Genomic DNA, 23,745 nt, shown 5'->3' with positions numbered 1-23,745 from the left:
TTTTCTCGTCTCTTAGCTCTGGCATTTTTCAGACTGGATGTCGCAATATATGCACGCTCCACATGCGGCATTGCCGCAAACGCACTCGACTCTGCGCCGATAGAAAACGACGGCTCCAGCAAAGAAATACATTCGTGCCTCGCGGCTCGTCGGCGTGCTTCTGATCGTTCTTTCAAACATTCATGCGATATGATGCTATGTTAAATGGTCGTAACCGTCATGAGGCAGTGCTGTTTTCGTGGTGAGGCGCTGCTATAAGACCTGCTGTCTTCACCCGTGAAATGAGCCTGTCTTGCATCGAAAATTCACTATGCCCGCCCTGCTCATGGCGGGGCTTTCCATCCTCGGCTGCGCGCCCGCACTCGCGGCAGAAAGCGCGCCCGTAACGTCTGCCAACGACACTGCCACTCTGGTGACAGATCGCGACGCAGTCGGTCCTGATCAGCATCTGAAAGTTGGTCTGAGGCTTCAGTTAAAACCGGGATGGCATACATACTGGATCAACCCGGGAGACGCCGGCGATACGCCCACGCTCGATGTGACAGCTGAAGGCGGCGCAACCGGGAAAAGCTCGCTCATCCACTGGCCTACGCCCGTACGGATCAGCGAAGGCGGATTGATGTCCTACGCATATGTCGGGGACGTCCTCCTGCCGCAGGATCTGCCGCTCAAAGGATCAGGTGGCACAACACTTCATGCCCATGCAGAATGGCTAGCCTGCGCACAGGTCTGCGTGCCGGAAAGTGGCGATTTCACACTGACACTCCCTGCCTCCGCACAGGATGCGCCGCAGGGCAATGACGCGGCGCGCTTTCGTCAGGCCGAAGCCGCCATGCCTGTGCCTTCCCCATTCCAGGCCAGCATCCAGGCCGATGGCACGCTGAAACTTGCGGGCAAGGGCCTGTCATCAGCAGCAGTGTCACAGGCATGGTTCCTGCCACAGGATGGCGGCGTAATCGATCAAGTCGCCCCACAGCCCCTACATGCAGGGGATGGTGAAATTTCGCTCGGCCTTAAATTCCTCAAGGGCGCTCACCGCGCCGCCCCCCTGAAGGGCGTCGTCGTCCTGAAGGATGCCGCGGGCGCCGAAAGCGCACTCCAGATTGAGGCAGCCCCCATACCCGGAGGCTCCCCTATCGCCACGGAAAGCGCAGGAGCGGCACACGCACCGGGCGAGCCTGCATCAAGCGTAGATTCTGCCGTGCCACATGGGGTCGAATGGCTGAGAGTTCTCCTCTTCGCCTTCGTCGGTGGCCTTATCCTGAACCTCATGCCCTGCGTGTTTCCTGTTTTGGCCATGAAGGCACTGTCGCTTGCGCGCATGGGCGGCGCAGGCCGCAAGGCACAGCTCCAGAGCGCATTCTTTTACACAGCCGGCGTCATGGGGGCTTTCGCAGCACTTGGCATTGTCATGATCGGCTTGCGGGCCGTGGGCTCTGCTGCCGGATGGGGATTTCAGTTCCAATCTCCAGGTTTCGTGGTCGGCGTATGCTGGCTGCTGTTCCTGATGGCCCTTAACCTGCTTGGTGTGTTCGAAATCACGCCGGGCAGACTAGGACAGGCTCAGGTCGGAACCGGTCATGCCGGGGACCTGATGACCGGCCTTCTGGCCGTTATCGTGGCAACCCCCTGCACAGCCCCGTTCATGGGCGTAGCGATTGCAGGCGCTCTGGGCGGACCGCCCATTCTGGGGCTGCTGGTGTTCCTGTCCATGGGGCTGGGGCTGGCCGCACCCTATCTTCTCGTCGCAGGGATCCCCGGCCTTGCAAAGCGCATGCCCAAACCGGGTGCCTGGATGGGCATCATGAAACAGGTTCTGGCGTTCCCGCTTCTGGCCACATGCGTATGGCTGCTCTGGGTTGCAGGCATCCAGCGTGGAATCAATCTCGTCGCGGTTACAGCCGGTGGTGTCGTTCTACTGGGCTTTGCCGCATGGATATTCGGCATCGGCCAGCATCGCGCCATGCGAGAGGGCGGTGGTCGCATTGTGCTGTTCTGCCGCACGCTCGCTCTGTTGTGCGTCATCGGCTGCGGGGTCGCCTTGGCGAAGAGCATTGGTGGCCCGCCTGCCCCCAGCACAGCCCCAGAAGCCGCGTCTGGAATTGAAGCATTTTCAAACGCCCGGCTCGCAGAACTCCGCGCAAAAGGACAGCCAGTGTTTGTAGACATGACCGCATCGTGGTGCATCACGTGCATGGTCAATGAGCGTGTCGCGCTGGACGTGGCATCTGTGAAAGAAGCCTTCGGCGCGCGGCATGTCGCATATCTGAAGGGAGACTGGACCAACCGCGACGCAGAAATCTCGGCTTATCTGAAAGTCCATGGCCGCGATGGCGTCCCGCTCTACGTTTACTACCCAGCACATGGAGATGGTGAGGTTCTACCCCAAATCCTGACACCAGGTCTGGTCTTGAGCGTGATCGGCAAGTAGCCCAGATCCCACCGAACCCGAATTCCCACCCCTGCCCACTTTATGTGGGCAGGTTTTTTATGTCTCAGGAAGCAGTGATCCGTGCTTCCGGAAACCCGTCCCGGGTCAAAAGAGCCATCGCTTCCAGCGGCGGAAGAGGATGCGAAAGCAGGTATCCCTGAATTTCCGTGCAGCCGAGACTGGTCAGGTAAGAAAGCTGTTCCTGAGTTTCCACCCCTTCAGCAGTCACAGCAACACCCAGATCAATGGCAAGCTCGATCACAGCACGAACAATGGAGGCAGCTCGCGGCTCTCGCAGCATGTCCCGCACAAAAAGTGCATCCAGCTTGATTTTTGAAAATGGAAAGAAGCGCAGATAACCAAGGGACGAAAAACCCTTTCCGAAATCATCCAGCGCGATGATGATCCCTTGTGAGCGCAGAGAATGGAGCAGCGTAAACGTGGAGGCATCAGGCTCCATGAAAATGCTCTCCGTAACCTCGATCTGCAGCCGGGAGGCCGGGAACCCCGTGTCCTGAAGTATGCGAGTGAGATCCGGAAGAAACGCCTTTGATTCCAGCTGCCCCACAGACACGTTCACAGACAGCAGAAGGTCAGAGGGCCATTCTCGGGCAAGCAGACAGGCCTGCTCGGTAACATACGAACCCAGCTCCTGAATGGACCCTGCTTCTTCAGCAAGCCGGATCAAACGGTCTGCGGGAATGCGACCATATTCCGGGTGCGTCCAGCGAACGAGCACCTCAAAACCACAAAGTTTTTGGCTCTGCGCGTTGAAGAAGGGCTGATAGACAATCTTGATCTGCCCACTTTCAAGTGCATGGGGCAATGCCCGAATAAGACCGCGGTTTCTCTTCGCAAGCGTTCGCAGCTGGGCGTCGTAGAAATGATAGGTATGTCCACCGACATGCTTGCTTTCGTACAAAGCCAGATCGCTGGCCTCAAGCAGGCTCTCCACCCGCTCCGTGCCGCCACTGGCAATCACAATACCCGCACTAACGCCAATCGGGGCCGTAACCCTGTCAAGGAGCTGGATCGGAGTTTCAACCAGCGCGCTGATGAGGGCGTTTGCCGTTCCCGCCGCCGAGGTCACCGTTGCATGCCGCTCAAGCAGCATGAATTCATCACCACCAAACCGGTAAAGCCGATGGCGCTCCGTAAGGCTACGACTGAACAATACTGAAACCTTACGCAGCATCTCGTCGCCATATTGATGGCCGTAGCGATCATTGACCTGCTTGAAACCGTCCAGATCAAGGTTGAATAGCGCAAAGGCCTCCCCCTCCCGCTCTGCATCGATCAGATAGGTCTCCATATCGTCCATGAAAGCGGCGCGGTTCGGCAAGCCAGTCAGAATGTCATGACGTGCCCTGAATGACGCACTCTCTCTGGCCCGATGCGTTTGCGTGACATCCGTCCCAACCCCCCGATACCCCATAAAAATGCGGTTCTGAAAAATGGGACGACCGCTCAGCGACCAAAAATGCTGTCGGCTGTCCAGAAAGCCCCCAACAACGATATCGCGGAAGAATATCCGGTTTCCCAGACACTGCTCCAGGCGCAGAAGATCGGTGTTTCTCCCGTTTTCTTTGGCAGACGGATTGATCTCCGCCAGCACCTCAACGAGCGATCGCCCTTCAAGTGCCGGAATGGATCTTCCAAGCGCGTTGGCAAGAACAGTGGATACGTGCTGCAGCGTGCCATCAGCAGAAATATCCCACAACCAGTCTCCCGCCTCGTTATCGGCATTCCGAAGCAACAACTGCACGATGCTGTTCCGCTCCTCGAGAGACCGCCGGTTTGTCAGAAAGGCAATGAACAGGAACCGTACCGTCGCGGAAAGCGATAGGATAAAGAAAAGGTAGATAAACAGTTCGATGCCAACGAACAGATAGAAGACGCTGTGCTTCTTTTCCCAGGTCAGAAAAAGCGCAATCCAGCAACCAATCATGATCATGCTGGAAATCAGTTCGCCGGCCATACGCAAAGGCAGAAGAGAGACGGTCGTAGCCGTCAGGCCAATGGTAATGCCCGATACGAGCACGCGATCATCCGAATTTCCGTAAGGAAAGATCATGATGGGAAGGGTGGCCCAGCAGACACCAAGAAGGAAATTCAGAAAGCGCAGGATATGGCTACAGGGAGAAGCCGTCGTCTTGTCGGCAGGAACTGCATAAAAAATGACGTTATAGACCGCCAGTACGATCAGGACAGAAGCACATAACAAAACGCTGTAGAGAGGGTGCGCCGGAAAAAGGCATAGGGCCGTCACGGGAGCAGCGCTTCCATGGGCCAGAATATGAAAGAAATTTAGCCAGCGCAGGGCCTGCCCGCCAGAACTCTGGATCGTCGAATCCATTTCGGGCGCAGGTGAGGAAACGCGGGTCATCTGACGGAAGAGACGCAGCAACGCAGAGAGGCGCAGTGTGATCATGAAAATCTCCTCTGCCCCGTTTCCCATCCGTAAAATCCCAGAAGAAACACGCAAAGGCTCGTCACGCCCCATCATATCCTCAGGACGCCGCAAATTAAATCTTATTCGTTTAAGGCTCCTTTATTTCTTAATGTTTTCCACAGGAAACACCGGGCAGGCCAAAACTGTTCCTGCACCGGTGCGCCTGTTGAAAAAATTTTCAGTTAATTATTGTATAGTTTCGTTAATCGTGCCGTGTATGTCGTAACTGGCAATTTCAAACAGACGAATGCATTCGTGCATGTTTGCCGTCAGTGCCGCACGGGCAATTTCCGGGTCCAGCGCAGGATGATAGGCTCGCGCCAGATCCTCATCGATTTCCAGATGCGAGGGGCCATCATGCTCGTGCTCGTCATGGGCAAGACCCCATGTCCAGTGGCCACAGGCAAATTTGTCCGTGAATTTCGGTGAGTGGCAAAGATAAGCCGCAAGCTCTTCGGCAATATATTCCACGGCCGCTAGCCAGGAGAAAAATACCACGGGATCATCACTGTCAGCGTTCGCTATGAGGGTCTGCACGCTGGGGAGAGTTGGATAGTTGTCTGCGTAAAGATCCAGACCAAACTCCTTGGCCCCTTCCGCCCACAGAACGGCATGCGAACCCTCCTCCTCCTTCATCTCCCGCACAGCTTCCCGGGCCTCGGAAAAGAAGGTTTTAATCTTTGACTGACCAAAACGCGCGACAAGCGGCTTGATCGGCAAATGCCCTACACGCACATCAATAGCGCGCTCGAATGCCTGAATAAAAGGCCACCATCCGATCATCATCGCGCGAATGGTTTCACGATCTCCCTGTGCTGCACCGCGTGCAAGCGAAGACGAATAGATTTTTTCTCGAGTGAATACGCGCATTTGAGAACGATTTACTAGAGGCTCGGAGAATAATAGAGCGTACATTTTTAGATTCCCGCTTTATTTATTATTGCCTTGCTTGCGGCCCCTGCAGTTATCGTCAAAAAAAACTTAAATGTAAGGATAATTATTTTAATTATAATTGAGTTTTATAAGTATTTAGAATTATTATTATATTATATGTAATTTTGTTACCAAAACAAAATAAGTTGTACATGAAAAAAGGCTGGAATATTACATCCAGCCTTTGGGAAGTTATTGTAATTTTGGAATATTTTCTCGTCAGCTACCGCGATAGGTCGAATACCCAAATGGGGCCACCAAAAGGGGGACATGCGCGTGCATATCGCTCCCCAAACCAAAAACAACAGGCACGATATCGAGAAAGGGCGGATCGGAAAGTACCTGTCCTGCCTGACGGAAATACTCTCCAACAGAGAACTCAAGACGGTACCCCCCCTTCTCAAGGAAGATATTTCGAAGCTCGGGGCATCGGCCGTCAGCGTCTGTAGTACCGCAAAAAAGAACCTTTTCCCCGTCCAAAAGACGCAGAAAAACGCCAGAGGCCGGCCGCCCGGAAACCGTATCAAGAACGTGCGTCGAGAGAGAACTCATTGTGTCACGATATCCTTTATCCGCAGTCCTGCGATGGCATCTATCTGCATAAGCGCTTCGACAAGCTCTTCTTTCGCAGATCCCTCGAGTCGACGCTCCATAGCATCCATAATGACCGTCTTTGCTGCGCCTTGCCCTGCAAGTCTCACGCAGATCACAAACGGCATGCCAAATTTCTGAAGATAGGCTTCATTCAGAACCTTGAACCGGCTGTATTCTTCCGGGCTCAATCGGTCGAGCCCGGCGGAAGCCTGCTCTGATGCAGACGCTGCCCCAAGCTCTGGATCAACCCCAGCCCTATGGCCCAGTTCCGGGTGCGCCCGCACGAGCTTGAGTTGCACGGCCTCACCAGAGCTTTTCACCACTTCGGAAAACGCCTGTAACATGGTCTTCAGGTCCGCAAACGGCCGGTTAAGTGCGGCGCGCTCGGCAATCCATGGAGAATGCTCATAAGCCGCCCCAAAAACATCCACGAATTCCTGCACACTCAGAGCGTTGACGTTCTGAATATTCATGCCGGATGCACCTCAAGCCAGTGCCTTGCAATGTCCAGACGCGTGGCAGTCCAAACCCCCTCGTGAGCGTTGACATGCGCGAGAAAGCGCTTCAGCGCCAAAGCCCGCGCCGGCTTCCCAGCAATGCGGCAATGCAGACCAACAGACATCATCCGACCACCCTCACTATAAAGCATGTCGAAGGTGTCACGTAGATAGCGGAAGAACTGTTCCCCTTCCGTAAACCCATTCAGCGCCGCAAATTTCATGTCATTCACGTCCAGCGTATAAGGCACAATCAGCTGTGGGCGCCCGCTTGCGTGATCATAATAGGGCAGATCATCGGCGTAGGAATCGGCGTCATAAAGAAAGCCCCCCTCCTCCGCGACAATGCGGGCCGTATTGGGGCTCGTACGGCCCTGATACCAGCCGAGCGGCCTTTCGCCCGTAACCTGCGTATGAAGATCGATGGCCTCAAGGATATGCTGGCGTTCGAGTTCTTCCGGAAAATGCTGATAGTCAATCCAGCGCAATCCATGGCTGGCAATTTCCCAGCCACCTTCCTTCATGGCAGCAACAGCCTCAAGATTGCGTGCCAGAGCTTTGGCAACACCAAACACGGTCGGCGTGATATTCGCTTCAGCAAATAAGCGGTGCAGACGCCAGAACCCGGCCCGACTGCCATATTCGTACAGGCTCTCCATCTGCATGGAACGTGCGCCAATGATGGATTGCGTTCCGATCATTTCCGAAAGGAAGGCTTCAGATCCCTTATCACCATGCAGGACAGAGTTTTCTGCCCCTTCTTCGTAATTAACGACGAATTGTACGGCGATCCTGGCACCATTTGGCCAACGCGGGTCCGGCGGAATTTTGCCGTACCCACACATGTCACGCGGATAAGTGGTCATGAGTGGGCCTTCTCCACTGGAGGATCGAGGCTGATGAGTTCTTCTGTCTCGTAGGCCAGAAGGCTCGCCAGATGCTTCTCACCGTCCACAACGAAAAGATCACGCGCAATACCGCGCGCCAGCTTCTCCACTCCAAAACGCATGCCACTGATGGAGGCACCAGAAAGACCCATCGTCGGCATGGATGCGAAAGTGAAGTTGTGGATGTTCTCCAGCATCTCTGCTTTTGGGTCTGCCGGATCAAGTGGCTCAAACTGGAAGCGGCTGCCCAGATATGGGTGGCTCCCCAGTAGCGCGTTTTCTTCACCCTCAGGAGGCATGAAACAATCACGCCAGAGCATAACAGAGCTCGCGAAATCACGTGTCTCTGGCCGCTGGCTCAGATCAATCGTGAAGCCCGTGCCGATAATGAGGAAATCAAAACGCATCTCCCCATTTGGGGTGCTGATGACAACCTCATCTCCTTCCATGCGCGCACCCGTCCACGGTGTCTCCGGATGGAAAGCAAAATTGGGATGGCGGCGACAACGCCAGAACGTGTCCTGTGGAGGGGGCTGGTTCAGACTGTAAATCCGGCACATGAAGCGCCAGCGCTGTAAATCCGGAAGTTCGGAGAAATGGGCCAGAAAGCCTGCGTTCTCCATCCAACGATAGGGATTAACTGCAGGAATCTTCGCTCGGCGCAGACAGAGATCCACGCTCCCCGCACCCTTTTCAAGCGCCGTTGCAGCATTGTCGAAGGCAGATGCCCCAGCGCCCAGCACGCCGATCCTCTTGCCCCGCAGAGCCTCGAAATCGATCGTCTCATGTGTATGTGCATAAGCAGATTTCGGTAGGGCATCGGAAATGAAGGAGGGAATATGCCATGAACCTCCCCCGTCGATTCCCGTAGCGAGAACAAGCTTTCGGGCCAGACGTATGGTTTCATTCCCGCTGCTGTCTCGAAACGTCAGACGCAGAAGCCCGTTTTCCCAGCCAACATGGTGCAATTCCTGATCATTGGTGACCGGAATTTCCAACGTATCGCGTATCCAGTCGAGGTAAGACTGCCAGTCCTGACGGGAAATCTTGTCCAAACTCTGCCAAGCCTCCGCACCATAGCGGGCTTCGTACCAGGACTGCGGAGTGAGACTGGGAATGCCCAGATCAGGCCCCGTTACATGCTTTGGTGTGCGCAGGGTGAGCATCCTGGCAAACGTAACCCACGGACCTTCCCCCCCACGCTGGGCACGATCAAAAACTTCAACGTTTGAAATACCCTGCCTGCGCAGAGCAAAACATGTCGTCTGCCCGCCCTGCCCAGCACCCACAATCGCAACATCCAGCACATGACTGTCCTCGTGAGTGACCGGAATGCTCCATGAGCCACTGGCATAACCGATCCTGGCCAGATCCTCGCGGACCTTGGCCGCCAGCTCAGTCAGAGCATCAGAACATTGTTGCGAGAGAGACATGTCCGTAAATCCTAAAGATCAGCCAAAGGAACGCGAAGCAACAATGGTTGCGCCGGTTCGCCTTACCGGCCATTCACCTAATGTCCTCAGCATAGATACCAAGCCCGGATTGCCCATCCCTTTTGAGGCATGATCTTCACGATACGAGAGGAAAATATGCTGCGCGAACATGACCGGGGCCCGTAAAATAAAACACCTGAAGGATGTTCAGTCAGGCAGGCTTCACGGGGAGGTCTGCGGAACTGCGCTCCGCCAGTGCAGGTCAAAGTGTTTCACAAGCAGGCCATTCCCGGGTATCTCTTTTAAACGTCCCCTTCGTTCTAAAAAAGAGAGCGGCTCCGATGCCAGTTTTCTCCAGATTTCTGCGTTATTTCATGGCCGTTGCCCGTCTGGGGTCCATCCGCAAGGCATCGGAGCACCTGCATATCGCGGCTTCAGCCATCGATCGACAGATCCTTCAGGGCGAAAGCATGCTCGGCACGCCTCTGTTCGAGCGACTGCCAACAGGGCTGCGACTAACAGCCGCAGGTGAACTTCTGTATGCTAGCAGCAAAAAATGGTCGCGCGACCACGAGCATCTGAAAGTCCAGATCGAAGATATGCGCGGCCTGAGACGCGGTCAGGTGGACATTGCACTGCCCGATGCACTGACACGCGGCTTTCTCCCGGTTCTGCTGCGTGAACTTCAACAGTCTCACCCCGGTATCAGCGTGCGCCTGCATGTGCTGGAAAACCATGATATTTCCCGTTGCCTGATCGACGGAGAGGCAGATCTGGCACTGCTTCTAAACCCAACCCATGCAAGGGAAATTCTGGTTCGAACACATGTCGATTTTCCGCTCGGCTTCGTGTGCAGGCCTGACCACCCCATTGCAGGACGCAAAACCCTCCGTTTCAGCATGTGCGCCGAACTCCCAATGGTCATGCCCGAGCTCCCGCTTGCCCTGCGACGTCAGATCGAGGTTCTGGAAATCGAGACAGGTGTCACCATCCGAAGCGTCGTCTCCGCTGACAACATCCAGATGATCAAATCCCTCGTCATGGAAGGCATGGGCGTTGGCATTCTGAGCTTTCTGGATGCCATTGAGGAAATCCGACGTGGAGAACTGGCTTTCGTCCCCATTTCGAACCGCACGCTGGCGCCACTGCGGCTCGCACTCTGCGTAGACCGTTCCCGACAGCTCTCTGCTGCCACGCGCCTTGTAATCGCAGAAATTGAGAAGTCGTTTCTGAAGCCCCCCCGCGAATTGGCTCCGGGCGGGAGCTCACTGGAAAACGGTCAGACAGAAGGGGACGCGTCCCTGCGATGAACACAACGCCCATTCACCCACGTAGCAGCAATACTGCGATCATCACCAAGCATAACCAGGGCAAACAGAAGGTCTGACAGGCTCTCGGCAGTCTGACTCCGGATGCGTCCCAGAGGCGTCGCCGCAGGATCAAAAATGCACAGATCCGCATGCATACCAGAGCGAATGCTCCCAATCCTGTCTTCAAGCCCGAGCGCCTCCGCGCCACCCGCCGTGGCCAACCAAAGCGCCTGTGCAGGATGAAGGGATGTACCCAGCCCCTGAGCAACCTTGTAGCCATCCGAGAGAACCTGCAGCAACGATAGTGCTGGCCCTGCTCCGATATCACTGCCGACCCCAACCCGAACACGCCTGTCTGCTTTCAGCGCGTTGAAGAGTGGAAAACTCCCACTGCCCAGAAACTGGTTGGACCCGGGACAGTGTGCGATCATGCAGCCAGTATCATGACAACGCTGGAAGTCCTGCTCATCAGCATGAACAGCATGCGCAAGGATGGCACGCGGTCGCAGCAACCCAGCATGATCATAAACATCCAGATACGACGAACGCGCCGGAAAAAGCTCGCGGACCCATTCGATCTCTGCCCGGTTTTCCAGAAGATGCGTATGCATGAAAAGATCATCACGCGTCTTCAGGAGACTCCCCGCCAGCTCAAGCTGCCGCTCAGTGCTGGTCGGCGCAAAACGCGGCGTTATCGCATAAAGCTGCCGCCCCTTGTTATGCCAGCGATCAATCAGCGTGCTGGATTCATCATAGCCCTGCTGGGCAGTATCACGCAGATTGTCTGGCGCATTCCGATCCATCAGAACCTTGCCCGCAATCATGCAGGTTCCAAGCCGCTCTGATTCCTCAAAAAAAGCATCAACAGATTGCGGATGAACCGTACAGAACACGGCTGCAGTCGTCGTCCCGACACGCATCAGTTCAGACAGAAAACTCCTGGCCACGCTTCGGGCAAAGCCAATGTCGGCATAGCGCGCTTCCACGGGAAACACATACCGGTTCAGCCATTCCAGAAGCTGCTCACCATAAGACGCCACCATCGGTAATTGCGGATAATGGATATGCGTGTCGATCATGCCTGCGGAAATCAGCATGTCCGGATAATGTGTGACCTCCGTGTCCTCGGAAAGCGTTCCCGCAAGGATCTCCCATGCATCAAACGCGACGATGCGCCCGTCCTCAATCACGATTAACCCATCTGCCTCATAGCGCAGGGCCGACATGGGATCAGTGGAAAACGGGTCAGCCTGGAAGGTGATGACGGGGCCACGAATGGCTGTGCGCTTGATCATGAAGCAAGCTTTAGGTGCGAACGCACGCAGCTTCCAGCCTCATTCTTCGCTCGATGAATGCTGTTTTTTCGCGAGGGCAATCCGAGCATCGCATAGGCCCCTTACACGCGCGCGTAAGCAGCCTATGGATTATTCGACCATTCAGGCGTCAGGCCTTGCGTACGAACTCGGACTTCAGATTCATCGCGCCAATACCCGCTATCTTGCAGGCAATGTCATGCCCGTCCGTCGCATCCACAAGCCGGATATTCTTGACCTTGGTGCCACTTTTCACCACGGACGACGTACCCTTGATCTTCAGATCCTTGATGACCGTGACACTGTCACCATCTGCCAGAACATTTCCATTGGCATCGCGGATTTCTCCAGATGCATCAGGATTTTCTGACGGACCCGCACTGCCTTCGCTCTGCTGGCTCCATTCATGCGCACATTCCGGGCACACCCACAGGCTGCCATCAGGATACACATGCTCAGAGCCACATTTCGGGCATTTCAGATCCTGGTCCATCACTCAACTCTCTTCCATAAAACAAGCCTGAAACGCAAAAACGCACCAGCAGCCAGACAACCATCAGGCTGCCTGAGTCCACATGCCGCATCTCTCCCCATCAGGGGAGAATATCAGGTGCGAAAAATCGAGGAGACCGTTTCCAGCCTCCTGCGCATCTGTCCGCTTATCGCAGAATACCAGTGTGCCCAACGCTATAGCGACCAGGCTGCGGCCAGACCGTCAGACCATGAGGCTCCGCCCCAACGCGCACCTTCTGAACAGAGCCCGTATCCGTGTCGATTGCATAAACCACATCATCGAAACGGCCGGAAAGCCAGAGAAGCTTGCCATCAGCACTGACATTGCCCATGTCCGGGCTGCCACCACCGGGGATCGGCCATGTCTTCACGACGGTATCGGTCGCAAAATCCATAACCGAAACACTGCCCGGCCCGCCGCGCTTGCCATGAATCCGGTGCGAACCGCGATTTGCAATATACATCATCTTGCCATCGCGGCTCGGATACAGGCCATGCGTACCGATACCTGTTGGCAAGAAGGCCGTTTCCTTGAACGTGTCTCCGTCCACAACAAAAACGCCATCAGCCATCATATCAGCCACGTAAAACTTGTGACCGTCCGGGGCTGTCAGGATATCCTGCGGCATGCCGCCCCTGGACAACTTCAGCATCCCGATCAGCTTCAGATTCACCGTATCAACCTTGGCGAGGTAGCCACCAAACTCACAGGTGAAAATCGCGTATTTTCCGTCAATGGAGAAATCCGCATGATTAACGCCCTTACAGGCAGGCGTCTCGACTGACCCCTTGAGCGCCATGGTGTGCGGGTCACGGAAGTCCAGACGTTCATGCGCTTCCGCCACCGTAATCGCGTACTTGCCATCGGGCGTGAAATACATGTTGTACGGATCATCGACAGCAATAGAGGGGCCCGGCTTTGCAGTCGCCGGATTGATCGGCGTCAGTGAGCCATCCGGACGTCCCTCGCTGTTATTCGTCACCCATAACGTACGCAAATCCCATGAAGGAACCACATGCTGCGGCGAGTGGCCGACGGGAAACGTGTCCACAACCTTGAAAGTCGCAGGATCAATGACAGACACACTGTCACCACGCAGGTTCGGCACATAAACGCGGGCCGGGTCCCCTGCGATGGCTGCCGAAATGTGAGAGGGACCCGTCTCACTGTAGATATTGCGCGGATCAATGACAGGCGGCATCCCGGGAATGGTCTGAACAGGAGCCACAACAGGAAGCGCGGAAGGCGTCGTGATGGCCGATGCAGAAGCTACGGGCGCGGGCTGTGCCGGAACAGTGGCATCCTGCGCATGCGCTGCTGTAGCACCGAGCAGCGTCAATGCCGCCAGCAGAGGGGTTTTTAATCTCATGGATGGCTCCTGTTGAAGGACTGAATGGCTGCAACGGCTGTCTGCACCTGCATATTGGTCCCTATCTGGCCCAGCTCGGCCGTTGCGCGCCGGGGATCGCCACCATAGACGCCCTCGGCAGTACCCGGTTTTGGCGCTGCACGCAGCGCTTCCTGACGAACCAGCGACGGATCAACCGCCAGCATCAGGGACGTATCGCTCAGTTCTGCATGAAGCCCCACTTCCGACCCATGTCCCTGCGCCCGAAGCGCGTCAGCATAGCGGGTAGGAACAACCTCATAATAATCACGTATATAAAGGACGTGAGCCTGCCCCTTCCATGCCCGATTCAGCTCAGCAGCCACGTGCGCCATGCTCGCCTGATAACCGCCATGATCCCCGATCAGGACTACTGTCGTGAAACCCTGAACACGGAAACTCTCCGCCGCGGCGCGCAAAAGCCCCTCAAACACGCTGGGGGGAACAGAAATCGTACCCGGAAAACGCATATGGGACGTGCGGGGACTGGTTGAACCCTCAGGCACATAGGCCACAACCGGCGCGACCAGCGCATGCCCGACATCCCGCGCAATCGTATCTGCCAGAACCTGCGCACGAACATCATGCTTGCCTACGGCAATATAAGGCCCGCTCTGCTCAGTCCCGCCGACCGGAATAATGACAGTCGTCGTCCCTGATTTCACATCTGCCGCAATTTCGGTCCAGGTGTGACAGGCAAATTCAACTGTTGCCGCAACACCCGCACAATGTGCTCCGTCCTGTCCCATCGCCTTTCCTCCCGTCGAGGCTGCCAGAACGGACAGCGCAACAAAGCCTAGGCGCAGGAAGGATGATTTTGACATGCAGATCCGGAAACAGAGAAAACACCGCCCTCTTTACTCCATATTTCCAGAGGCTGCCATATTCCCCCCTGCGCCCAGCCGGTATAAAAAGCGCCATGGCTTTTCCTCCCTATGCTGCCGATCCCGACGCCGTAGACAGCGCGGCACACCTGATTCAGGTCGCCCTTACTCCAGTATTCATGTTGTCTGGCATCGGAACACTCATCAACGTGTTCAATACACGTCTCGCACGGGTATCAGACCATCTGGAAGATGTGAGCCGTCGCCTCGCAGGGACGGTTAGCGATACGGCCACTACCGATCCCTACTACACCCCCGAAAAGCTCCTCTCCCACGAAAAGCGCCTGCATCGCCGAATCTTCGTTCTGGACCTGGCGATTCTCATGAACGCCATTGGCGGAGCCTCGACCTGCGGCGCGGCAATTGCACTTTTCGTCGGTTCTCTACGGGATACGACCACATCCACATGGCTGCTAGCTCTTTTCGGCATAGCTCTCGGATGCACTGTGGCAGCGCTGATGTTCTTCCTGGCAGACACAATGCTGAGCTGGCACGGCCTGAAAAGAGACGGTGCCATGCCAAGGCCACTAACGACCAAATAGGCGCCCACGCAACTTTATTACGCCTAAACCTCGATTTTAGCGCGTCCTTCTTCACAGCTTTGGAAATGGGCGTGCCAAGAATTACGATTGCTCACGAAATAAAGAGCATCACTAACAAGAACAGTGAGGCTGTATTTGCTTCACGTAAAAAGTTCTCAGCGAGAATTATGCATCAGACGCAGATCTGACCCTCGTCTGCTCTTGTTGTGCTCCAGCGATATTTCGCGTTTTTCCCCACTCCACACCAACAAATGCACAACAAATCGGAAAAACGACAATGACTGCCCTGACGCTTGTTCATCTCATCGGCCTGCCCACAAACCTGCTCGCACAGTTCTCGATGGTTGCCTTCGTGCCCGTTATTGCGGCTCTGATGATTGCTACGATCGCCGCTGACCGCGTTTCCGAGAGCTGAAAAGCACTCTCGGGACAGGCCCGGCCAAAGTGCCGGGCGTCCCGCCTGCATAAACAGGCCTTCTTGTTGCTCAGAGCTCCGTTTCAGCGCGAAACCGAGAGATAGGATTCCGGGTCCAGACGGCGCCTCCAGAGATCACTGAGCCAACAGCCCAGAACCCCCAGAACCATCCCCACAGCAGTCGAGCCGATCCAGTGCGCAGGCAGCACTGCCATCAGCACGCCCGCGGCTCCGCCCACCGTCCAGTTCAGCGTTCCCATCAAGGCCGCCGCAGAGCCCGCCTGATGACCATGATGCGTCATGGCCAGAACGCCTGCATTCGGGCCGATGAAGCCCAGCGAGAACGTAACACACCAGATCAACACGCAAAGCACCCAGGGGCTTGAGGGGCTCGCCAACCCTGTCGCACTGACAATCAGGCACAACACAGCCGCAACCAGCCCGCCAATCATACCAAGCTCCATCACTCTGGTGAACGCGTGGCGCCGGATAAGACGCGCATTGACCTGCGTTCCCAAAATGAACCCTCCCGCATTCAGCCCGAAGAAAATAGCGAAGGCGCGAGGCGAAAACCCCAGAATACCCTCAAAAAGAGCAGGCGCATTGGAAAGGTAGGTAAACATCGTGAAGGTGCCAAAACTCGCCACCATCGCCGCAGACAGAAAAAGTGGCTCACGCACCAGCGAAACATAGCGCTGCAAAATTCCACTGAACGGCAGAGCGAAGCGCTTTTCCGGCGCAAGAGTGTCCGGCAGCAGAAACCAGCTCCACAGCATCAGAAAACCGCCAAATCCCAGCCCAGCCCAGAAAATCAGACGCCAGTTACCAAGCTCAAGCAGAAATCCACCGATGGTTGGTGCAAGAATCGGCCCAAGCCCAAAGATGAGCATGAGCTGAGACATCAGCTTCGCGCCCTCCGAACCCGTCGCGACATCGCGTACCATAGCGCGCGGAGCCACAGACGTCGCAGCCCCACCAAGACCTGCCACAAACCTGAGGAAGCAGAACATGTGGAAATTGGTCGTCACAGCCAGCATGCCGGACGCAATGGAATAAACCGCCAAACCAAGCAGCAACGGGGATTTACGCCCGAAACGGTCGCAGAATGGGCCGAGCGTGAACTGGCCAATCGCGAGCCCCGCCAGCCACGATGTCAGCGTAAGCTGCGCAGACCCTGCACCATGCCCCAGGTCATGCTCAAGCATCGGGAAAGCAGGAAGATACATATCCGTCGCAACCGGCCCAAGGATGAAGATCATCGCAATCAGGATACGGTTCGCGGAAGACAGGGCCGGCACGGAAAGAGCGGGCGGGGCTGAAGCAGACACGCAGACACCAGGCGTATGAAAAACGGGAACGGGCCTTACCGGAAACCGGCAAGACCCGTTGGATTACTCAACGCCTTTTTTGAAGCACTGGCCAGTGCTGAAAAACACTTTGGCTGGAATTTCAGAGATTTCCTCTAAATTTCCAGCCGGAATGTGTCTTCAGTGCTTCGGCCAGCTCGCCAGAATATTCGTCTTCACAGCCTGCGGCAGACCAACATAGTCCAGACGGGTGTTTTCTGCATCGCCATGCTCAAAACCCCACGTGAAGAAATCACGGACGGCCTTGGCTTCAGCTGCACCCTTGGCATCAGTCGGAACGAGGACGAAAGTGGCCGTTACGATCGGCCATGCGCTCTGGCCAGCCGTGTCCAGCAGGTTGATCGCATAATGATCTGCATGAGCCCAGTCTGCGGAGGCAGCAGCTTCAGCAAAGCCAGCAAGGGACGGCGAGACGAAAGAGCCAGCATGGTTCTTCATCTGCGCGATATTCAGGTGGTTCTGAGCAGCATACGCGTATTCAACATAACCAACGCCACCTTCGGTCTGCTTGACCATGGCGGCAATGCCGTCATTGCCGCGCGCACCAGCTCCACCGGGCCATGCGATGGACGTACCAGCACCCAGCTTCTGCTTCCAGGTTGCGGAAACCTGCGCAAGGTAGGACGTGAAAACATAGCTCGTGCCCGAACCGTCCGCACGATGAATTGGCGCAACATCTGTGTCTGGCAGATTCAGGCCTGGGTTAAGTGCCTTGATGCGCGCATCGTCCCATTCCGTGATTTCACCATCGAACAGAGCAGCCAGCGTTGGTCCGTCAAGGCGGAGCTTGCCAGCATCAACACCCGGCACATTCACGACGACCACAATTCCCCCCATGACAGTCGGAAACTGAAACAGGTGTTCCGAGGCCAAACGTGTTGCTGCCATCGGCTTGTCAGAGGCACCAAAATCCACAGTCCGCGCAATGACCTGATCTTGCCCAGCGCTGGAACCAACACTCTGGTAATTCACATTGACGCCAGTCGTTCCCTTGGACGCTTCAGCCCAGGCACCATAAATCGGAGCTGCAAAACTTGATCCGGCACCCGTAATATCGGCGGCATTTGCGAAAGATGGTGAGACGGCGCACAGGGCCGTCATCGCGACGAAACTGAAAAGCGCAAGCTTGGTTTTGATCATGATGATCCCTCATGGGGCATTGAAATACGGCTCACCTAGTAGCGAGTGGCCTCAAAAGGATATAGCGAAAACTGCATGATACTTTCATGACAGCGACAATAAGACTGTGCCCCGAAAGACACACCAATATTCCGCCAGAAATATAATGTAAATTTATATTTATAAATTAACGCATAAAATTATTTAAAAACAATACTTTAGATTTTTGTCATTATTTTGCAATATTCCCGTCATTAAACCTTCCCATTATTCAAAAAACCAAATCAGATACCCACGCCGTGAATTACCCGCCCTTTGACGCAAGGACGCCCCACGGCAATGAAGTTCTTTTCGCAACGTAACGCAGCCCTCATGGCGACCTCCACAATGGTTTCTTTGGGCTGTCTAAGCGGTCACGCACGGGCAGCTGATCAGATGGAAATCATGGAGAGCCAGATCCGCGCCATGCAAAGCCAGCTCGCCGTAATGAAGAAAGAACACAACGAGGAGGTAAAGCGCGCGCGCGCCGTTCTCGCGCACCAGCGTGAAGAAGCCGAAAACAACCCTTACAGCCAGCGCGCAGGATACATTAATCCTAACGCCCGTGGCGGTCAGACCTCCTGGAATGTCAGCACTCCCCTGCTGGCTCCTCCCCGCACAGCAAGCACACCTTATGGCGAAATAACCGGCACCCCCCCGGCACACTCCAGCTTGTATGGCCCTTTGCGTCGCGGTCAAATTCAGGTGGGTGGCATCCGAATTACGCTTGGCGGGTTTGCTGAAGCGGCCACAATATGGAGATCACGCAACACAGCGTCTGATATCTCAACAGGCTTTAATGCCATTCCGTGGGGCAACAATGCTGCAGCCCACATGAATGAATTCCACCAGACGGAGCGCCAAAGCCGTTTGGCTGCACTGGTGGAAGGAAAAATCAGCAGCAAGCTTGAAGCTGACGCTTATGTGGAAACAGATTTCCAAGGCGCAGGATCTGCATCAAACTCCCGCCAGTCCAATTCTTACGTCCTGCGCGCTCGTCTGTTTTATGGAGAGCTGAAAGATCAGGCTGATGATCTCCAGATTCTTGGCGGCCAGAACTGGTCTCTCATTACGATGTTCAACAAGGGCATGTCAGCTCGTGATGAACAGATCCCGCTGACCATCGAAGCCCAGTACGTCCCCGGCTTCAACTGGACCAGAAACAGTCAGGTCCGTATCGTCAAAGGCTTCGACAACAGTCGCTATCATGTCGGTCTGTCGATCGAAAATCCGTCTGCCGTTCCGTCGGGCTCTCCTTATGAGCCTGGCAGCACCGTCGTGACCTATAAAGAGAGCGGCGCAAACGTAAATAACCCAGACACTTATTACGCGACCGATGTTGCTCCTGACATCATCACAAAATTTTCTGCTGATCCAGGTTGGGGCCACTACGAACTTACCGGCGTCATGCGCTTTCTGCACGACCGCACCAGCGTAACCGGAAGCGGCCAGAGCCACACATCCGTTGCGGGCGGCGGCGGCGGCGGTCTGATCCTGCCAATCATCAACAAAAAACTTTATTTCCAAGCCTCGGGTCTAGTCGGCGTTGGAATCGGCCGCTATGGCACCTCCAATATTCCCGACTACAGCTTCAACCAAAACGGCTCCACACACCCTCTCCCAGAGGCCAATGTCCTTCTTGGAGTTTATGGCAACCCCACAAAAGCCCTGCGCCTCTACGCTTATGCCGGCGCAGAAGAAGTCAGGTCTCGGGCCTACTTCAACGCCGGTGGAAAATCCTACGGTTACGGCAACCCACTCTACAATATGTCTGGATGCAACACAGAACTCAGCAGCCTTTGTGCTGCCGGGGCCAACGTCCACACGGTTGCGCAAGGCACCACAGGTTTCTGGTATGATTACCTGAAAGGTGATTACGGCACCGTCCGCGTAGGCGCACAATATTCGTACACCTACGTCGACTCTTTCTCAGGCATTGGTGGCGCCCCACACACCAGCGATAACATGGTGTTCATGTCCCTGCGTTACATGCCTTTTAACTAAATCCACAGCAGGGCTTAGGCCCTGCAATCCACCATTTTTGAATTATTTAAAAATCATAATTCAATCCATAAATTGAATATGATTGACTGGACGATGCTCTTCACGCTCAAGGGTATTTCGGACGAATTTTCCCGCATTGTCAGATGCGGGAAAATCTCAAAATAGTTTCCAGCAACACAATAACCGATACACAAGATACAGCCACTCCCCCACACGCGCCATCTGGAGTAGCGTGCTTTCTTTCTTCCCCAGAAAGGCGTCACTCTTTTGCGCTGGCTTACGTCGCTTGCCCTCATCGTTCCCGCTATCACAGCCTGTACTCTTGGAGCAGGCCTGTACTGGGTCGATCACAAGGATTTCGCCTCCCTTGCCGCGCAACGCATTGCGCATGCAACAGGACGCAGCGTCGAGATCCACCATCTGCATGTCCGCGCCGGACTTTGGCTGACAGCCGATCTGGAGGGCCTGTCCATTGCCAACATCCCCGGCGGCAGCCGCCCTCAGATGATCACGCTAGACACCCTGCACGCACAGATACGCCTGACCACGCTTTTACACGGCCCCGTCCAGAGCAGAGATGTTATCATCACCGGCTTTTCAGGCATTTTCGAACGCACCCCCGAGCGGCAACCCAACTGGCGGTTTGCGCCAGCAGATGCCCAGCCCGGGCCAACAAACACTGACAAACCCGAAAATGATGCGCCCGATACACACTGGTTTCCGGGCATTCGCGATGTACGGATTCTAAAAAGCGACGTCACATATCGCTCTGCAGGCGGCAGCTCATACGATGCGCGCCTCGACAACATGCATCTGTCGTCCCAAAGCGACACCAGCCCGCTCCTCATGACCCTTGCAGGAGCCTATAACGGAACCCCAGTCGCGATTGATACCACAATGGCATCAATCGCCATGCTCCGCCTCTCCCCACGCCCATATGAAGCAAAAGCGAAGATCACCTCAGGGGATCTGGAGATCGGTTTTGACGGCACCCTGACCGATGTCCTGAACGTAGACGGCATCAAAGGCCACATTACAGTCAAAACTCCCACATCCCGTCCCCTGCTTGATCTGGCGGGCCTGAAAGACTTTCAGGACACCGTACCGATGGAGATCAACGGGAATTTTTCCCATCTTCAGGATAGCTGGCACCTTGAGCAGACTTCCGGGCAGATCAAGGGCACCGTCATCAAGGACGCCACCTTTGACCTTGAGGAAGGCAATCACACAAAACCCGACGACATTCACGCGAACATTTCGCTGGGCGCTCTGGATGTAAACAGCATGCTGGCAGGATTGTCCCAGCCGAAAGGCAAGAAACCCACTGGCCGAGCGGCCCACACAGACATCCCCCTGCAAGTGCCCCTCAAGCCGGATCCACTCCTGAACATCCGTCTCTCCGCCACACAGGTCACGTATAATGACCTGTCCATGTCGGGCCTTGCTCTGAATGCTGAACAGGCTCCGGGGAAAATCGTCGTTCACGAACTGTCGCTTGGCTATCTGGGAACAACCATTCGTGCACAGGGAAGCCTGAAAGCCGCCCGTGACGGCACGGATATCGATGCTCAGTTCGACGCCCGCCATGGCGACATAGACCGCCTTCGCAAGGCTGCCGGATTTGCGCCCATTCCCGTCAAAGGCAAACTCGGAATTCAGGTCATCGCGAGCGCCAGAAACGCCCATACGCTCAATGAAGCCACGCGCAAGGCAGATCTCTCGGCAGCCGTAAGTATGGAGCAAGGTGAAATTGCCCGGGAAATTGTGGAAGCCGCATCAATGGATCTGCGGCTCATCTTCCGGCGCCCCAAAGGTACAGTCCCAATCACCTGCCTTCTGGGCGTGATGGAACTGCATCAGGGCATCGGAACCGTAGCGCCTCTGAGGATCAGAACCTCTATCGGAATCGTCGCAGCGAAAGCATCGTTCGACCTGAACAGACACTGGTTCGATCTCGTATTTGCCAGCCGTCCGTTCTCAACAGGCTTTTTTGCCCTCGATATTCCGGTCCGCGTCAAAGGGCCGTTCGATAGCCCACAGCTCAGTCTGGCAGCCCTCTCAAAACAGGGCAAAGCACTGCTCGCAGAGTCCAATACCGTCACAACACTGCCACCAGCACTGCGCTCCTTCGCATCGGGCAATGCCTGCCTGCGCCCTACACGCTGAGCACACATATACTGGCCACAACTCCGCTGTTTGCCCCTCTCGCGGGAGGTCGCTATGCACACCCAATCGGAGAGGAGACACCTTAATGCGTATCGCAATGATCGGCGGTGGATATGTCGGACTTGTATCCGGCGCATGTTTTGCCGAATTTGGTACGGATGTTGCCATCGTCGAACGGGATCCAAAACGTCTCGAAGCGCTCCGCAAAGGCAGTATTCCCATCTATGAGCCTGGCCTCGACACGATCGTCGCCACCAATACACAGGCAGGACGTCTTACCTTCGGAGATGACCTCTCAACTGCAATCGAAAACGCCGATGCGGTTTTCATTGCTGTGGGAACACCGACCCGTCGCGGCGATGGCCATGCAGATCTGACCTATGTCTACGATGCAGCAGCCGAAATCGCGCGTACGGCAAAGCGTGGCCTGCTCGTTGTCACTAAATCCACCGTGCCCGTAGGCACAGGCCGCGAAGTCGCGCGTATCCTGCGTGAAGCCCGACCCGACCTGTTGTTTGATGTAGCCTCAAATCCGGAATTTCTGCGCGAAGGCAACGCCATTGGCGACTTTATGCGCCCGGACCGCGTGATTATTGGCATAGATGAAAGCGGCCCCGATCAAGGCATAAGCGCAAAGGACGCCCTGAGAGAACTCTATCGTCCTCTCTATATGATTGATGCCCCAATCGTCTTCACCGATCTGGAAACGGCCGAGCTCACCAAATACGCAGCCAATGCTTTCCTCGCCATGAAAGTGACGTTCATCAACGAGATGGCCGATCTCTGCGAGAAAGTCGGTGGCAACATCCACGATGTCGCGCGCGGCATGGGTCTGGATGAACGGATCGGGCCAAGATTCCTGTATCCAGGGCCAGGATATGGCGGCTCCTGCTTTCCAAAAGACACACGCGCCCTGACGGCCATCGCGCAGGACGCAGGCGCTCCAACACAACTCGTCGAGGCAACAGTGGCTGTCAATGAAGCCCGCAAGATACGCATGGCGGAGCGTATCATCGAGCAGGCTGGTGGCAGTGTTGCGGGGAGGACGGTCGGTGTATTGGGCCTGACCTTCAAACCAGACACTGATGACATGCGCGAAGCGGCATCCATTCCCATCCTTCATCGCCTGCACGACGCCGGCGCTGTCATTCAGGCTTTCGATCCAGAAGGGATGACACCCGCCCGCGCGCTCTTGCCGGAAAAGATTCGCTACTGCGACGACGCACTGTCTGCCGCTGAAAATGCCGATATTCTGGTCGTGCTGACAGAATGGAACATGTTTCGCGCCCTGGATCCGGCCCGCCTCAAAACGGCCATGCGCGGAACAGCAATTGCAGACCTGCGGAATATCTGGAACTCGGACACCATGAAAGCGGCAGGCTTCGATTACCGTTCCATCGGCCGCGTCTGACACACAAAAAAGCCCGGCGGAATTTTCCGCCGGGCGCAAACCGCATC

At 55.6% G+C, this 23,745-nt stretch carries 20 protein-coding genes; 8 read left to right on the top strand and 12 right to left on the bottom strand.

Annotation, left to right across the window (positions count from 1 at the left end; translation table 11 throughout):
- Nucleotides 1–310 precede the first annotated feature (310 nt).
- A complete protein-coding gene (locus GWA01_RS07455) occupies nucleotides 311–2,431 on the top strand; it encodes a protein-disulfide reductase DsbD family protein (RefSeq protein ID WP_146795761.1) in 2,121 nt (706 codons plus the stop codon).
- A gap of 64 nt (nucleotides 2,432–2,495) precedes the next feature.
- Here GWA01_RS07455 and GWA01_RS07450 read toward each other — a convergent pair whose 3' ends face one another.
- The 6 genes from GWA01_RS07450 to GWA01_RS07425 form a co-directional block, all read right to left on the bottom strand.
- On the bottom strand, nucleotides 2,496–4,862 hold the full coding sequence (locus tag GWA01_RS07450) for a putative bifunctional diguanylate cyclase/phosphodiesterase (protein ID WP_146795759.1): 2,367 nt from the start codon (nucleotides 4,860–4,862) through the stop codon (nucleotides 2,496–2,498).
- Nucleotides 4,863–5,069: 207 nt separating this feature from the next.
- Nucleotides 5,070–5,753: a hypothetical protein gene (locus tag GWA01_RS07445; protein WP_228118525.1), complete on the bottom strand. Its 684-nt coding sequence runs from the start codon at nucleotides 5,751–5,753 to the stop codon at nucleotides 5,070–5,072.
- A 282-nt stretch (nucleotides 5,754–6,035) separates the two neighbouring features.
- Nucleotides 6,036–6,368: a hydroxyisourate hydrolase gene (gene uraH / locus GWA01_RS07440; RefSeq protein WP_146795755.1), complete on the bottom strand. Its 333-nt coding sequence runs from the start codon at nucleotides 6,366–6,368 to the stop codon at nucleotides 6,036–6,038.
- On the bottom strand, nucleotides 6,365–6,883 hold the full coding sequence (uraD, locus tag GWA01_RS07435; protein ID WP_146795753.1) for a 2-oxo-4-hydroxy-4-carboxy-5-ureidoimidazoline decarboxylase: 519 nt from the start codon (nucleotides 6,881–6,883) through the stop codon (nucleotides 6,365–6,367). The genes uraH and uraD overlap by 4 nt, the downstream gene beginning before the upstream one ends.
- Nucleotides 6,880–7,773: an allantoinase PuuE gene (puuE, locus tag GWA01_RS07430; RefSeq protein WP_146795751.1), complete on the bottom strand. Its 894-nt coding sequence runs from the start codon at nucleotides 7,771–7,773 to the stop codon at nucleotides 6,880–6,882. The genes uraD and puuE overlap by 4 nt, the downstream gene beginning before the upstream one ends.
- Nucleotides 7,770–9,227 (bottom strand): SidA/IucD/PvdA family monooxygenase, encoded by a 1,458-nt coding sequence (locus GWA01_RS07425; RefSeq protein WP_146795749.1) that lies wholly within the window; start codon nucleotides 9,225–9,227, stop codon nucleotides 7,770–7,772. The genes puuE and GWA01_RS07425 overlap by 4 nt, the downstream gene beginning before the upstream one ends.
- Between GWA01_RS07425 and GWA01_RS13325 the strand changes: the two genes are divergently transcribed.
- Nucleotides 9,226–9,360, top strand: a complete 135-nt coding sequence (locus GWA01_RS13325; protein ID WP_264818479.1) for a hypothetical protein — start codon at nucleotides 9,226–9,228, stop codon at nucleotides 9,358–9,360. The two genes, GWA01_RS07425 and GWA01_RS13325, sit on opposite strands and share 2 nt — an antisense overlap.
- A gap of 208 nt (nucleotides 9,361–9,568) precedes the next feature.
- Nucleotides 9,569–10,537, top strand: coding sequence for a LysR family transcriptional regulator (locus GWA01_RS07420; protein ID WP_146795747.1), 969 nt, complete (start codon nucleotides 9,569–9,571; stop codon nucleotides 10,535–10,537).
- On the opposite strand, the gene guaD is transcribed toward GWA01_RS07420, so the two are convergent.
- The 4 genes from guaD to GWA01_RS07400 all read right to left on the bottom strand — a co-directional run bounded on the left by guaD (nucleotide 10,507) and on the right by GWA01_RS07400 (nucleotide 14,575).
- A complete protein-coding gene (gene guaD, locus GWA01_RS07415) occupies nucleotides 10,507–11,832 on the bottom strand; it encodes a guanine deaminase (protein WP_146795745.1) in 1,326 nt (441 codons plus the stop codon). The two genes, GWA01_RS07420 and guaD, sit on opposite strands and share 31 nt — an antisense overlap.
- 148 nt (nucleotides 11,833–11,980) lie before the next feature.
- Complete coding sequence (locus GWA01_RS07410; protein ID WP_146795742.1) at nucleotides 11,981–12,343, bottom strand: zinc ribbon domain-containing protein YjdM; 363 nt, start codon at nucleotides 12,341–12,343, stop codon at nucleotides 11,981–11,983.
- Between the two features lie 166 nt (nucleotides 12,344–12,509).
- Nucleotides 12,510–13,733 (bottom strand): YncE family protein, encoded by a 1,224-nt coding sequence (locus GWA01_RS07405; RefSeq protein ID WP_146795740.1) that lies wholly within the window; start codon nucleotides 13,731–13,733, stop codon nucleotides 12,510–12,512.
- The gene (locus GWA01_RS07400) at nucleotides 13,730–14,575 is read right to left on the bottom strand and encodes a creatininase family protein (RefSeq protein WP_146795738.1); all 846 of its coding nucleotides are present in this window, start codon (nucleotides 14,573–14,575) and stop codon (nucleotides 13,730–13,732) included. Before GWA01_RS07400 ends, GWA01_RS07405 begins: the two co-directional genes overlap by 4 nt.
- 95 nt (nucleotides 14,576–14,670) lie before the next feature.
- Here GWA01_RS07400 and GWA01_RS07395 point away from each other — a divergent pair, with 95 nt between their 5' ends.
- Both GWA01_RS07395 and GWA01_RS13020 read left to right on the top strand, forming a co-directional pair.
- A complete protein-coding gene (locus GWA01_RS07395) occupies nucleotides 14,671–15,177 on the top strand; it encodes a DUF2721 domain-containing protein (protein WP_146795736.1) in 507 nt (168 codons plus the stop codon).
- 277 nt (nucleotides 15,178–15,454) lie between these two features.
- On the top strand, nucleotides 15,455–15,592 hold the full coding sequence (locus GWA01_RS13020; protein WP_186819506.1) for a hypothetical protein: 138 nt from the start codon (nucleotides 15,455–15,457) through the stop codon (nucleotides 15,590–15,592).
- Nucleotides 15,593–15,675: 83 nt separating this feature from the next.
- Here the strand turns inward: GWA01_RS13020 and GWA01_RS07390 are convergent, their stop codons facing one another.
- Together GWA01_RS07390 and pstS are read right to left on the bottom strand one after the other, a co-directional pair.
- Nucleotides 15,676–16,920: a multidrug effflux MFS transporter gene (locus GWA01_RS07390; protein ID WP_229316064.1), complete on the bottom strand. Its 1,245-nt coding sequence runs from the start codon at nucleotides 16,918–16,920 to the stop codon at nucleotides 15,676–15,678.
- A 159-nt stretch (nucleotides 16,921–17,079) separates the two neighbouring features.
- A complete protein-coding gene (gene pstS, locus GWA01_RS07385; RefSeq protein ID WP_146795734.1) occupies nucleotides 17,080–18,099 on the bottom strand; it encodes a phosphate ABC transporter substrate-binding protein PstS in 1,020 nt (339 codons plus the stop codon).
- Nucleotides 18,100–18,417: 318 nt separating this feature from the next.
- On the opposite strand from pstS, the gene GWA01_RS13265 reads away from it, so the two are divergent.
- The 3 genes from GWA01_RS13265 (at nucleotide 18,418) to GWA01_RS07370 (ending at nucleotide 23,698) form a co-directional block, all read left to right on the top strand.
- A complete protein-coding gene (locus GWA01_RS13265; protein ID WP_146795731.1) occupies nucleotides 18,418–20,121 on the top strand; it encodes a hypothetical protein in 1,704 nt (567 codons plus the stop codon).
- 267 nt (nucleotides 20,122–20,388) lie between these two features.
- A complete protein-coding gene (locus GWA01_RS07375; RefSeq protein ID WP_146795729.1) occupies nucleotides 20,389–22,287 on the top strand; it encodes an AsmA family protein in 1,899 nt (632 codons plus the stop codon).
- An 85-nt stretch (nucleotides 22,288–22,372) separates the two neighbouring features.
- The gene (locus GWA01_RS07370; protein ID WP_186819505.1) at nucleotides 22,373–23,698 is read left to right on the top strand and encodes a UDP-glucose dehydrogenase family protein; all 1,326 of its coding nucleotides are present in this window, start codon (nucleotides 22,373–22,375) and stop codon (nucleotides 23,696–23,698) included.
- The last annotated feature ends 47 nt before the right edge of the window (nucleotides 23,699–23,745 follow it).

This window comes from Gluconobacter wancherniae NBRC 103581 (assembly GCF_007988885.1).
GTDB classification, from domain to species: domain Bacteria; phylum Pseudomonadota; class Alphaproteobacteria; order Acetobacterales; family Acetobacteraceae; genus Gluconobacter; species Gluconobacter wancherniae.
Note: the sequence above shows the minus strand (reverse complement) of the source record. Positions and strands in the feature narration are given on the sequence as shown.

Bases quoted from the DNA above. Each gene is read 5' to 3' on its own strand.
- uraH (WP_146795755.1), bottom strand. From the start codon at position 6,368: ATGAGTTCTCTCTCGACGCACGTTCTTGATACGGTTTCCGGGCGGCCG.
- GWA01_RS07370 (WP_186819505.1), top strand. From the start codon at position 22,373: ATGCGTATCGCAATGATCGGCGGTGGATATGTCGGACTTGTATCCGGC.
- GWA01_RS07450 (WP_146795759.1), bottom strand. From the start codon at position 4,862: ATGATCACACTGCGCCTCTCTGCGTTGCTGCGTCTCTTCCGTCAGATG.
- GWA01_RS07420 (WP_146795747.1), top strand. From the start codon at position 9,569: ATGCCAGTTTTCTCCAGATTTCTGCGTTATTTCATGGCCGTTGCCCGT.
- puuE (WP_146795751.1), bottom strand. From the start codon at position 7,773: ATGACCACTTATCCGCGTGACATGTGTGGGTACGGCAAAATTCCGCCG.
- GWA01_RS07400 (WP_146795738.1), bottom strand. From the start codon at position 14,575: ATGTCAAAATCATCCTTCCTGCGCCTAGGCTTTGTTGCGCTGTCCGTT.
- pstS (WP_146795734.1), bottom strand. From the start codon at position 18,099: ATGATCAAAACCAAGCTTGCGCTTTTCAGTTTCGTCGCGATGACGGCC.
- GWA01_RS13020 (WP_186819506.1), top strand. From the start codon at position 15,455: ATGACTGCCCTGACGCTTGTTCATCTCATCGGCCTGCCCACAAACCTG.
- GWA01_RS13265 (WP_146795731.1), top strand. From the start codon at position 18,418: ATGAAGTTCTTTTCGCAACGTAACGCAGCCCTCATGGCGACCTCCACA.
- GWA01_RS07410 (WP_146795742.1), bottom strand. From the start codon at position 12,343: ATGGACCAGGATCTGAAATGCCCGAAATGTGGCTCTGAGCATGTGTAT.
- GWA01_RS07395 (WP_146795736.1), top strand. From the start codon at position 14,671: ATGGCTTTTCCTCCCTATGCTGCCGATCCCGACGCCGTAGACAGCGCG.
- GWA01_RS07445 (WP_228118525.1), bottom strand. From the start codon at position 5,753: ATGCGCGTATTCACTCGAGAAAAAATCTATTCGTCTTCGCTTGCACGC.
- GWA01_RS07425 (WP_146795749.1), bottom strand. From the start codon at position 9,227: ATGTCTCTCTCGCAACAATGTTCTGATGCTCTGACTGAGCTGGCGGCC.
- GWA01_RS13325 (WP_264818479.1), top strand. From the start codon at position 9,226: ATGTCCGTAAATCCTAAAGATCAGCCAAAGGAACGCGAAGCAACAATG.
- GWA01_RS07405 (WP_146795740.1), bottom strand. From the start codon at position 13,733: ATGAGATTAAAAACCCCTCTGCTGGCGGCATTGACGCTGCTCGGTGCT.
- GWA01_RS07455 (WP_146795761.1), top strand. From the start codon at position 311: ATGCCCGCCCTGCTCATGGCGGGGCTTTCCATCCTCGGCTGCGCGCCC.
- guaD (WP_146795745.1), bottom strand. From the start codon at position 11,832: ATGATCAAGCGCACAGCCATTCGTGGCCCCGTCATCACCTTCCAGGCT.
- uraD (WP_146795753.1), bottom strand. From the start codon at position 6,883: ATGAATATTCAGAACGTCAACGCTCTGAGTGTGCAGGAATTCGTGGAT.